An 11215-nucleotide genomic window follows, 5' to 3' on the forward strand; every position below is an offset into this window, starting at 1 on the left:
GTCTGTGGGATATGCTGACCCATCCGCGCTACGGCATGGGGAAACGTCTTGGTGCGGCGGATGTGGATAAATGGGCGCTGTATGTCATCGGCCAGTACTGCGACCAGTCAGTGCCGGACGGCTTTGGCGGCACGGAGCCGCGCATCACCTGTAACGCTTACCTGACCACACAGCGTAAGGCGTGGGATGTGCTCAGTGATTTCTGTTCGGCGATGCGCTGTATGCCGGTATGGAACGGGCAGACGCTGACGTTCGTGCAGGACCGACCGTCGGATAAGGTGTGGACCTATAACCACAGTAATGTGGTGATGCCGGATGATGGCGCGCCGTTCCGCTACAGCTTCAGCGCCCTGAAGGACCGCCATAATGCCGTTGAGGTGAACTGGATTGACCCGGATAACGGCTGGGAGACGGCGACAGAGCTTGTTGAAGATACGCAGGCCATTCTCCGTTACGGTCGTAACGTCACGAAGATGGATGCCTTTGGCTGTACCAGCCGGGGGCAGGCGCACCGCGCCGGGCTGTGGCTGATTAAAACGGAACTGCTGGAAACGCAGACCGTGGACTTCAGCGTGGGTGCCGAAGGGCTTCGCCATGTACCGGGCGATGTCATTGAAATCTGTGATGATGACTATGCCGGTATCAGCATCGGTGGTCGCGTGCTGGCGGTGAACAGCCAGACCCGGACGCTGACGCTCGACCGTGAAATCACGCTGCCATCCTCCGGCACCACGCTGATAAGCCTGGTTGACGGAAGTGGCAATCCGGTCAGCGTGGAGGTTCAGTCCGTCACCGACGGCGTGAAGGTAAAAGTGAGCCGTGTTCCTGACGGTGTTGCCGAATACAGCGTATGGGGGCTGAAGCTGCCGACGCTGCGCCAGCGCCTGTTCCGCTGTGTGAGTATCCGTGAGAACGATGACGGCACGTATGCCATCACTGCCGTGCAGCATGTGCCGGAGAAAGAAGCCATCGTGGATAACGGGGCGCACTTTGACGGCGACCAGAGCGGAACGGTGAACGGTGTCACGCCGCCAGCAGTGCAGCACCTGACCGCAGAAGTCACCGCAGACAGCGGGGAATACCAGGTGCTGGCGCGCTGGGATACGCCGAAGGTGGTGAAGGGGGTGAGCTTTATGCTTCGCCTGACCGTGGCAGCGGATGACGGCAGTGAGCGGCTGGTCAGCACGGCCCGGACGACGGAAACCACATACCGCTTCAGGCAACTGGCGCTGGGAAACTACAGACTGACGGTCCGGGCGGCAAATGCCTGGGGGCAGCAGGGCGATCCGGCGTCGGTATCGTTCCGGATTGCCGCACCGGCAGCACCGTCGCAGATTGAGCTGACGCCGGGCTATTTTCAGATAACCGCCACGCCGCATCTTGCCGTTTATGATCCGACGGTACAGTTTGAGTTCTGGTTCTCGGAAAAGCGGATTGCGGATATCAGGCAGGTTGAAACCACAGCCAGCTATCTTGGCACGGCGCTGTACTGGATAGCTGCCAGTATCAATATTAAGCCGGGTCATGATTATTATTTTTACGTTCGCAGTGTGAACACCGTTGGCAAATCGGCATTCGTGGAGGCTGTCGGTCGGGCGAGCGATGATGCGGAAGGTTACCTGGATTTTTTCAAAGGCCAGATAACCGAATCCCATCTCGGCAAGGAGCTGCTGGAAAAAGTCGAGCTGACGGAGGATAACGCCAGCAAACTGGAGGAGTTTTCGAAAGAGTGGAAAGACGCCAACGATAAATGGAATGCCATGTGGGGCGTCAAAATTGAGCAGACCGAAGACGGCAGGCATTATGTCGCGGGGCTTGGCCTCAGCATGGAGGATACAGAGGAAGGCAAACTGAGCCAGTTCCTGGTTGCCGCTAACCGTATCGCGTTTATTGACCCGGCAAACGGGAATGAAACGCCGATGTTTGTGGCGCAGGGCAACCAGATATTCATGAACGAAGTGTTCCTGAAGTATCTGACGGCTCCCACCATTACCAGCGGCGGCAATCCTCCGGTATTTTCCCTGACACCGGACGGGCGGCTGACGGCGAAAAATGCCGATATCAGCGGTAACGTGAATGCGAACTCCGGGACGCTCAATAATGTCACGATTAACCAGAACTGTCGGATTCTGGGAAAACTGTCTGCCAACCAGATTGAAGGTGATATTGTCAAAACGGTGGGAAAAGCCTTTCCGAGAAATGGCAGTTATGCCAGCGGTACAATAACGGTCACTGTGTACGATGATCAGGATTTTGACCGTCAGATAGTAATCCCACCCGTTCTGTTTCGCGGTGGTAAGCATGAAAACTTCAACAGCAACAACCAACAGTCATACTGGTATTCAACCTGTAAGCTGCAGGTGCTGAAGAACGGACAGGAAATCTTTCAGCAACCCGCGACGGATGTCAGCAGGGTATTTTCATCCGTCATTGATATGCCTGCCGGACACGGTCATGTCACCCTGACTTTCAATGTTTCTTCATATGGTGCTAATAACTGGACGCCAACGACCAGTATCAGCGACCTTCTTGTTGTCGTGATGAAGAAATCAACAGCCGGTATCAGTATCAGTTGAATTTTATAACCCAAATACGGGCGCCAGAAATGGTGCCTTTTTTATTGCAGAAAAGCGAGAGGTAATTATGCGTAAATTATGTGCTGTTATTCTGTCTGCAGTAGTCTGGCTGGTCGCCGCTGGTACGCCAGCGAGTGCAGCAGAGCATCAGTCCACACTAAGCGCCGGGTATCTTCACTCCCATACAGATATGCCCGGCAACGATGACCTGAAGGGCATTAACGTGAAATACCGTTATGAATTTACGGACACGCTGGGGATGGTGACGTCATTCAGCTATGCCGGAGACAAGAATCGCCAGATTACCCGTTACAGCGATACCCGCTGGCATGAAGATTCAGTGCGTAACCGCTGGTTCAGCATGATGGCGGGGCCATCTGTGCGCGTGAATGAATGGTTCAGTGCTTATGCGATGGCGGGTGTGGCTTACAGCCGTGTTTCGACGTTTTCCGGGGATTATCTCCGCGTAACAGATAACAAGGGGAAAACGCACGATGTGCTGACCGGAAGTGATGACGGTCGCCACAGCAACACGTCTCTGGCGTGGGGGGCTGGCGTGCAGTTTAACCCGACCGAATCCGTGGCCATTGACCTTGCTTATGAAGGCTCCGGCAGTGGCGACTGGCGCACTGACGGTTTTATCGTGGGTGTCGGTTATAAATTCTGATTAGCCAGGTAACACAGTGTTATGACAGCCCGCCGGTTCAGGCGGGCTTTTTTGTGGAGTGGATATGGCAGCAGTAAAAATCTCAGGTGTGCTGAAAGATGGTGCGGGAAAACCAATACAGAACTGCACTATTCAACTGAAGGCAAAGCGTAACAGCACCACGGTACTGGTGAACACGGTGGCCTCTGAAAATCCGGATGAAGCCGGGCGTTACAGCATGGATGTTGAGTATGGTCAGTACAGCGTCACCCTGCTGGTTGAAGGTTTTCCGCCTTCACATGCCGGGATCATTACCGTCTATGAAGGTTCCAGACCTGGTACGCTGAATGATTTTCTCGGTGCCATGACGGAAGATGATGTCATGCCGGAGGCATTGCGTCGTTTTGAGGCAATGGTGGAAGAAGCGGCACGCAACGCCGAAGCCGCCTCTCAGAGCGCAGCGGCGGCAAAGAAATCCGAAACGGCTGCGGCATCATCGAAGAACGCGGCGAAAACCTCAGAAACGAATGCAGCTAACAGCGCACAGGCGGCAGCGGCCTCGCAGACTGCATCGGCAAACTCCGCGACAGCAGCCAAAAAATCAGAAACCAACGCGAAAAATAGCGAGACAGCCGCAAAGACGAGCGAAACCAACGCAAAGTCCAGCCAGACGGCAGCGAAAACCAGCGAAACGAATGCCAAAGCCAGTGAAACTGCGGCGAAAAACAGCCAGGCTGCAGCAGCTGAAAGTGAGAGCGCGGCAGCCGGTTCTGCGACTTCAGCAGCCGGATCAGCAACTGCTGCGGCTAACAGCCAGAAAGCAGCGAAAACGAGTGAGACTAACGCAAAGTCCAGCCAGACGGCAGCGAAGACCAGCGAAACAAATGCTAAAGCCAGCGAAACTGCGGCGGCTAACTCGGCGAAAGCATCAGCTGCAAGCCAGACGGCTGCAAAAGCGAGTGAAGACGCAGCCAGAGAGTATGCAAGCCAGGCTGCGGAGCCGTATAAACAAGTTTTGCAGCCGCTTCCCGATGTGTGGATACCGTTTAACGATTCACTGGAAATGATTACTGGTTTCGCTCCTGGTTATAAAAAAGTAACTATCGGTGATGATGTTATTACTTTTCCATCAGAGAAGGTTGTATCTTTCACTCGCTCCACTTCTGCAACGTATATAAACAAATCAGGTTCATTTGCTTTTGCAGAAATTAACGAGCCGCGCTTTGAAAAGGAAGGTTTATTAATTGAAGGTCAGAGGACAAATACATTTACTAATAGTAACAATCCTTCATTATGGAATTATGACGACAAGAATATAGAAATAACCACATCGGTTGATGAATATGGTTTTAAATATGGTTTGTTCGATGTAAAGGAAACATCAACTACTGAAAGGGCGACGATAATATCTACTGGATACAGTAGGGTTATTGATGTTGCTGCAAATGAATCTGTTACTTTGTCCTGTAGGGTTAAGAAGATAAATGGAGAAGGTATTATAACGTTAAGACCCAGAATATCTTTCGTTAACGATGACGGTACAAGCAACACGCTGGTAGCTGGTTCCTACATAGATTGCGAAACTGGTGATGTTTTAGGTTTTTCTGGTGGGGATGCTGTAAATCATGTCATATACAGAGAAGCTAACGGATGGTTACGCGTCGAATTTACATATAAATCACCAGAAGCAAAAAGCATGTATGGGCGCTTTGAAATGGGAGCAGATAAAAGGGCGATCAAAAAAGGCGATCAGATAATGTTTACTACGCCGCAATTTGAAAAAGGATCGTGTGCATCATCATTTATCGTTACATCAGATGTGGCAGTTACACGGGCTAGTGACGTGGTAATAATGCCAATAAGACTGAACTGGTCAACACCTCCGTTAAGCGTTCTTATGGAAGTTAATATCAACTGGGACAAAATGCCAAACAGTGAAGGTTCAGCAAGGCTTCTTAACGTGTCAATAACTGGCGCAACAACGGATGTTGCTGATGAAAGTTATATGTATTTTGGTTTTACCTCTGGAGGCGCGCGCTCAATTATAACTAACGGAAAAGGAACAAAGACCGAGTATAAAGCCTACTGTAACAGGACAACCCGCAGGTTTATTGCTGGGTTTAAGTTTACAGAGCAGAAAGAATTGCGTGCTGTTATAAACGGTAACTTTGGCGCTGTTGATGTATCACAACACACAAGACAACGTTATACAGAAGGGCCAATAAATATAGGCGGTCAATCAATATCAGGTAACAGGCATTTATTTGGACACGTGCGCAATTTACGTATCTGGCATAAGGAACTGACAGATGCACAAATGGGAGAAAGAATATAATGCGAGACTTAACCCTCAAATTCATAAACAAGGCCGACTTTTCGGCCTTTATGGATAGCATTGGTTATGAAGATGACGAGGTAATGCAGAACAATGTTCTCATTGATGTGATAGGTAACGTGTACAAAGAAACCGGAGAACTTACTGAAGATGGCGAGCCGGTATGTGTTAAGGAAGACGGATATTTTGTAAACGTGCGCATCATTAATGATGCAAAAAAATCGTCAATATTCGATAAATACGCGGTTGTTGTTGAGCATCAACTTCGTGGCTGGATGTGAGGTAGAGAAATGGCTACATCGACAGTAATTCCAGGAGATATCACCAAGCTAAAGGGGGATGTCAGTAAAGCTAAGGAAGATATTTCATCAATTAGCGGAAAAGTATCAACGCTTCAGACTGATATGGACAGTGCAAAGCAGGATATCAGTACCAGATACACAAAAACAGAAGTGGATAATAAGCTGAAAAACAAAGTGGAAGTGAACGATCTGGAAAGCGGTCGTTATGGTGGAGATTTTTATCCACTGACAGGTCGTGAAGCGTTTTATTTATGGAATTTGGCCACGACTACAGCTGCGGCAAACCTTTATCTTAATCCTGACCCCGCAATTTCGTCTGTTCTGCGGTCAACATCGTCTATCCGCTATAAACATTCAGTAGAGACGATAGATTCAGAGCACGCCGATCTCATTTTCAGGATGCGCCCTGTGTGGTACAGGTCGCAATGCGAAAATGACAGGCGTGACTGGGGATTCTACGGATTGATTGCCGAGGAAGTAGGAGAAATTGCCCCTCAGTTTGTACACTGGCGACCAGCTAACGAGAGTGATGCTCCTGAAGCTATTTCCAGCAATGGCCTTGTTGCCGAAGGTGTAATGTACGAACGTCTGGTTGTTCCACTGATTCACCATATCCAGAAACTGACTGAAAGAGTTGATGAACTTGAGTCAGAATTGAAGTTGTTATCAACTTCCCGAAGCGATATCGGATAAAGGAGGAGTAATGGATATAACACCTTTTCTTCATGCACTTTGTGCTGTGGCTGCGCAGCTACTGATTGGTCTTTTTACCGGGAACTGGGCTTACGGGGCGATAGCCGGTTGTACGTTCTTCATTGCGCGTGAACACACCCAGGCAGAATATCGCTGGATTGAAATGTTTGGGCATGGCAAGAGGATTAACATGCCGTGGTGGGGCGGTTTTGATCCGCGCGTGTGGGATGTGGCAAGCCTGATGGATTTTGCTGTGCCGGTGGTGGCGTGTCTGCTGGTCTGGCTGTTGGTTAATCGTGGGTGAAAAAAGGTGAGCTGTATATGCAACGGAGGAAGAAACCCCGTTGCTGGAAGCCTGGAAAAAGTATCGGATGCTGCTAAACCGTGTGGACACTTCCGTAGCACCAGATATCGAGTGGCTTATTCAACCATAATAAACAGTATGTATATCATAGGTTATTAATTGTGAGTTTTTTCGGTGTGTTATTTGTTTGTTTGATGTTATGCTTTTGCGCCCCAAAAGGTTGTTTAGATGTATTTTATCAATTGATTTTCAATATCGTTTAATAAAGAAAAATTAAGCAAGCTGGATGTTGGTTTTTTGTTAATTGAATGGTTCTAATAATGTTTTTTTACTGTTGTTGAATGTGACTTGATAAGAAATGCAAGTAAAAATGATACTCTTTTTATTTTAAATTCAAACGGTTGACATATATATAGCAAGAGGTTTCAGGTGCGTTGTAGTGAGTTTATGTTAATAAAAAGCATAGTAATTGTTGAAAAAAAATGTAACTTTGAAATACGTTAGAATAAAAAACAATATACATATAATAATTTAATCTTAAATGAAATTTATTAAAATTTGCAAACTATAATTTTGTGTATAAAAATATAAATGCACATCATCCTGATTATGATTGTGTATTTAATTGGTTGTTATTTGACTACTATCAACTTGTTTTAATTTTATGATAGGTGCAAGATGGATTATGTTTGCTCCGTAGTTTTCATCTGTCAATCATTTGATTTAATTATAAACAGGAGAGTTATCTCGTTCAAAAAAAATTCATTGTTTATTGTAAGCGACAAAATTAGAAGAGAGTTACCAGTATGCCCCTCTAAACTAAGAATTGTTGATATAGATAAGAAAACATGTTTATCCTTTTTTATCGACGTGAATAATGAGTTGCCTGGCAAATTTACTCTTGATAAGAATGGCTATATTGCTGAAGAGGAACCTCCATTATCGCTTGTTTTTTCTCTGTTTGAAGGGATTAAAATAGCAGACTCACACTCCCTTTGGTTAAAAGAAAGACTATGTATATCCTTACTTGCCATGTTCAAAAAACGCGAAAGTGTAAATTCATTTATACTAACAAATATAAATACATTTACCTGTAAAATTACTGGAATAATCAGTTTTAATATTGAGCGGCAATGGCATTTAAAAGATATTGCGGAATTGATTTATACGAGTGAAAGTTTAATAAAAAAAAGATTAAGGGATGAAGGAACGTCATTTACTGAAATATTGAGAGATACTAGGATGAGGTATGCAAAAAAACTCATAACTTCAAACTCTTATTCTATCAATGTCGTAGCCCAGAAATGTGGCTATAACAGTACTTCATATTTCATATGTGCATTTAAAGATTATTATGGTGTCACGCCATCTCATTATTTTGAGAAAATAATCGGCGTCACAGATGGAATAAACAAAACAATTGACTGATAATATTTATTACAAGTTGTCTACATGTTAATTATAATATTATACAGCGTGTTTTTTGATGTGATATTCTGGAACCATTAATTTGTAATTGGGTTGCTGTCGCCTATTTTATACACACTATAATTGATGGTTTTCTATGTGATTTAGTTAATAACCTTCTGGGTTTATTTTAAGGGTTAATTGTTACATTGAAATGGCTAGTTATTCCCCGGGGCGATTTTCACCTCGGGGAAATTTTAGTTGGCGTTCTTAAAATGTGTACTTAAGACCAGCAGTAGTGATGAAGTTATAGTTTTCTATGCCTGCTCCATTTTTGCTGTAGTCTGAAGTGTTATTATTGTGATCATAAAGTGAAGTATTACCTTTTTTATTCGTAACCCGATTCCATGCGCCTTCAACATAAACTTTTGCGTTAGGTGTGACGTAATAACCTGCATTGACTGCAACAGAATAGTAATTTTGGTCTTTGACCTTACTGCGATAAGTGATTCTTTTTCCCGGGTCATAGTGTTCATCGTTATCAGATGATTCCACCCAGCCGCTGTATTTAAATGTGCCACCTAGCTCAAAATCTTCATAACGATAACTTCCAGTCAAGCCAATGTAGGGCATTTTAAAACGTTGTTTGTAGCCGATTGCTCTTTCTCCATTCGGGAAGGAGCCGATATCATCTCTGAATCCCTCCTCAGAACTGTAGATATAGGAACCACCTCTGGCTGTAAAGCTATAACGGCTTTCCTGATATCCGGCCATGAGTCCCAGGCGGTAATTGGGTTCGTTGAGGAGCCAGCCTTTGATATTCAGATCAAATTCGTTGGCATAATTGAGTTGTGTATCAGGATGTCTACTTTCATCCGTCCAGGTTCCGGGGGTACTGGAATCCATCCAGTCCTGATCGACCATATTGCCACCTCGGCTGCCGAGTGTTGTCCAGCCAGCAGCCCCGATAGATATCTGAGGCATCAAATCCCAATTAATTGCACCTTTAATAATTGCAGCGTTATTGAATTTCCAGTCAAGTTGACTGACTTTTCGGCTTCCTTCTTCGGCTAGATAAACACGCTCTTTTGTTTTTCCGCTCAGAGTTCCAAGACTAATGTCCGCATTTATGTTGTCAGGAGTAAACGATAAAGTCTCGGTAGAAGCAAAAGAGTTGATCGCAATAGGGGTTGTCAGGACTATTCCCAGAAGTTTCGCCCGCATAAAAGTTCTCCATTCAATCGTTTTAATGATTGAATATGTATTTTTTATATCTAACTTAATGAGTCAATTACATATTGCTCCACTGTTTATATTTTGTTTAGTATTGAATGATTATCACAATGCGCTATCTGTTTTTGGTTTAATTATCTGTTATTGTTTCATATTGCGGTTTTACTGTGTGGTTTTTTTATGATTTTGTGGTGCTTTTATCTATTTAAGTGCCATGCCTTTAGAGGCATATAAGCGAAAATAGCATGAGGTTTATCCTCAATTACTATGTTTTTTAGTACAAAAAAGAGGGACAAAACTGAGACACATAAGGCCTCACAAAGGTCTGCAAGGCCTCACATGTATTGAGATGTTAATAAAATGTAGGCTTGTAATTTTGATATAAATGGTAGATAAAACCTTTCCCCAAAATAAAAACGAACGTCAATGAAATCAAACGGTTGAATAAAGTTGATTTTGGCTAATAAAAAGACAATAAAATAATTTTTATCATTAAATATCAATGAATTGAACTTAATGTTTTTATATACTGCTGCGCCATATGGGCTGGACTGAAGCGGCTGACCTGATTGTTAAAGGTATGGAAGGCGCAATCAACGCGAAGACCGTAACCTATGACTTCGAACGTCTGATGGAAGGCGCTAAGCTGCTGAAATGTTCAGAGTTTGGTGATGCGATCATCAAGAATATGTAATCACTACATGTGTTAAATATTATAACGGGCGTATAACACGCCCGTTTTTTTGTTAGCTTGCTAAGGGTTATCAAAACCCCCTGATAGTTTGGTGGGGCAGATAGCAGTTCTACTCATTGTGGCGATGCTTTTTTCTCCGGCCGAACCGTGGCTGATGGCATGTAGCTCAAGTACCTGACAGCGTAATACGGCACGTCTGCCGTCTGGTTAGTATTTGTAGCTACTGCGATGAACCCTGAACACGTGGCAGAGAGTGACCACAGGATAACGCGCCCTGAGTTTCCCGATTATCGAGAACTGTTCAAGGGAGCCGCATCAAGAGCACGGTAGCCTTTTTAAATATTTCGTTTTCCATTTCAATTCGTTGTCGCTTTTTCTTTAGCTCGCTTTTCCCGTATCTGTGATAAGTTAAGCGCAATGATAGACTTTTTATGTCTGTGTTAGGATATTAATACAAACCCGCAGATATACAGTTTTTTGCATCGATAATTCACAGGTAAATCCGAAAAAATCTTCGCCAGCGGACTGTCGGAGATGAAATGTTCAGCCTTGATTTATGCTCAGCAATTTCGGAAAACTGACTAGTTGATATATATAGTGTGGTCTGTAAACACATTGATTGTGAACGTCAATATCTTGTCAGGGTCTCACTACATAGTCGCAATGCATCATTCAGAACATTATAACTCTCCTGTGTAGCATCTTTTATACCAGTCTCCCTTATTGGTCTTCCTTCTGTTGAATATTCGATCCAGAATGAACCAGAGAAGTTTGACATTTTGTATGTTGCGAATTCTTTTGCATTAATAGGCAGCCTGGTGCCATTGAGATCCATTATATAACCACTTTCATGGATGGACCTGGAAAGGCAATTGATTATTTCGTTTATTGGGACACTACTGTCTAAGTGAGGATGCTCCACAACGGCTCCTGTACAGAGAATGCTTAGAAATATTATAAAAACATTTTTTTTCATAGTTAAGATATTTTGTAATGTTTTGATATGTGGTCTATTGTGGTGATAG

9 protein-coding genes and 3 pseudogenes are annotated in these 11215 nt (G+C 44.8%); 9 read left to right on the plus strand and 3 right to left on the minus strand.

Annotated elements, in window-relative coordinates:
- From HEN21_RS21870 to appY, 8 genes and pseudogenes are all read left to right on the plus strand, one after another.
- Window positions 1-2576 (plus strand): host specificity protein J (locus HEN21_RS21870; RefSeq protein ID WP_183082938.1); only part of this gene is annotated, 2576 nt, incomplete at its 5' end.
- Window positions 2577-2643: 67 nt separating this feature from the next.
- Window positions 2644-3243 carry an Ail/Lom family outer membrane beta-barrel protein gene (locus HEN21_RS21875; RefSeq protein WP_001228227.1) on the plus strand — a complete coding sequence of 200 codons (600 nt, stop codon included), beginning with the start codon at window positions 2644-2646 and terminating at the stop codon, window positions 3241-3243.
- A gap of 64 nt (window positions 3244-3307) precedes the next feature.
- Window positions 3308-5557 (plus strand): prophage tail fiber N-terminal domain-containing protein, encoded by a 2250-nt coding sequence (locus HEN21_RS23645; RefSeq protein WP_183082939.1) that lies wholly within the window; start codon window positions 3308-3310, stop codon window positions 5555-5557.
- Window positions 5557-5838 carry a hypothetical protein gene (locus HEN21_RS21885; protein WP_001205336.1) on the plus strand — a complete coding sequence of 94 codons (282 nt, stop codon included), beginning with the start codon at window positions 5557-5559 and terminating at the stop codon, window positions 5836-5838. Before HEN21_RS23645 ends, HEN21_RS21885 begins: the two co-directional genes overlap by 1 nt.
- A 9-nt stretch (window positions 5839-5847) precedes the next feature.
- On the plus strand, window positions 5848-6552 hold the full coding sequence (locus HEN21_RS21890) for a tail fiber domain-containing protein (RefSeq protein WP_176251928.1): 705 nt from the start codon (window positions 5848-5850) through the stop codon (window positions 6550-6552).
- Window positions 6553-6562: 10 nt separating this feature from the next.
- Complete coding sequence (locus tag HEN21_RS21895; RefSeq protein WP_024213919.1) at window positions 6563-6856, plus strand: hypothetical protein; 294 nt, start codon at window positions 6563-6565, stop codon at window positions 6854-6856.
- A 19-nt stretch (window positions 6857-6875) separates the two neighbouring features.
- Window positions 6876-6986: pseudogene (locus HEN21_RS21900) on the plus strand (tail fiber assembly protein); the annotation flags it as partial.
- Between the two features lie 548 nt (window positions 6987-7534).
- Entirely contained in the window at window positions 7535-8284 is a 750-nt protein-coding gene (gene appY / locus HEN21_RS21905) for a DNA-binding transcriptional activator AppY (protein WP_000386784.1), read from the plus strand.
- A 249-nt stretch (window positions 8285-8533) separates the two neighbouring features.
- Here the strand turns inward: appY and ompT are convergent, their stop codons facing one another.
- Window positions 8534-9487 carry an omptin family outer membrane protease OmpT gene (gene ompT / locus HEN21_RS21910; RefSeq protein ID WP_176251762.1) on the minus strand — a complete coding sequence of 318 codons (954 nt, stop codon included), beginning with the start codon at window positions 9485-9487 and terminating at the stop codon, window positions 8534-8536.
- A gap of 535 nt (window positions 9488-10022) precedes the next feature.
- Between ompT and HEN21_RS21915 the strand changes: the two are divergent.
- A pseudogene (locus HEN21_RS21915) lies at window positions 10023-10190 on the plus strand (isocitrate/isopropylmalate family dehydrogenase); the annotation flags it as partial.
- A gap of 111 nt (window positions 10191-10301) precedes the next feature.
- Here the strand turns inward: HEN21_RS21915 and HEN21_RS21920 are convergent.
- Both HEN21_RS21920 and HEN21_RS22900 read right to left on the minus strand, forming a co-directional pair.
- Window positions 10302-10575 (minus strand): annotated as a pseudogene (locus HEN21_RS21920) (IS3 family transposase); the annotation flags it as partial.
- A 243-nt stretch (window positions 10576-10818) separates the two neighbouring features.
- A partial coding sequence (locus HEN21_RS22900) for a hypothetical protein (RefSeq protein WP_286192512.1) occupies window positions 10819-11215 on the minus strand: 397 nt, incomplete at its 5' end.

This window comes from Escherichia sp. 93.1518 (genome assembly GCF_013368915.2).
Classification (GTDB): Bacteria; Pseudomonadota; Gammaproteobacteria; order Enterobacterales; family Enterobacteriaceae; genus Escherichia; species Escherichia ruysiae.

Bases quoted from the DNA above. Each gene is read 5' to 3' on its own strand.
- HEN21_RS21875 (WP_001228227.1), top strand. From the start codon at position 2,644: ATGCGTAAATTATGTGCTGTTATTCTGTCTGCAGTAGTCTGGCTGGTC.
- HEN21_RS23645 (WP_183082939.1), top strand. From the start codon at position 3,308: ATGGCAGCAGTAAAAATCTCAGGTGTGCTGAAAGATGGTGCGGGAAAA.
- HEN21_RS21885 (WP_001205336.1), top strand. From the start codon at position 5,557: ATGCGAGACTTAACCCTCAAATTCATAAACAAGGCCGACTTTTCGGCC.
- HEN21_RS21890 (WP_176251928.1), top strand. From the start codon at position 5,848: ATGGCTACATCGACAGTAATTCCAGGAGATATCACCAAGCTAAAGGGG.
- HEN21_RS21895 (WP_024213919.1), top strand. From the start codon at position 6,563: ATGGATATAACACCTTTTCTTCATGCACTTTGTGCTGTGGCTGCGCAG.
- appY (WP_000386784.1), top strand. From the start codon at position 7,535: ATGGATTATGTTTGCTCCGTAGTTTTCATCTGTCAATCATTTGATTTA.
- ompT (WP_176251762.1), bottom strand. From the start codon at position 9,487: ATGCGGGCGAAACTTCTGGGAATAGTCCTGACAACCCCTATTGCGATC.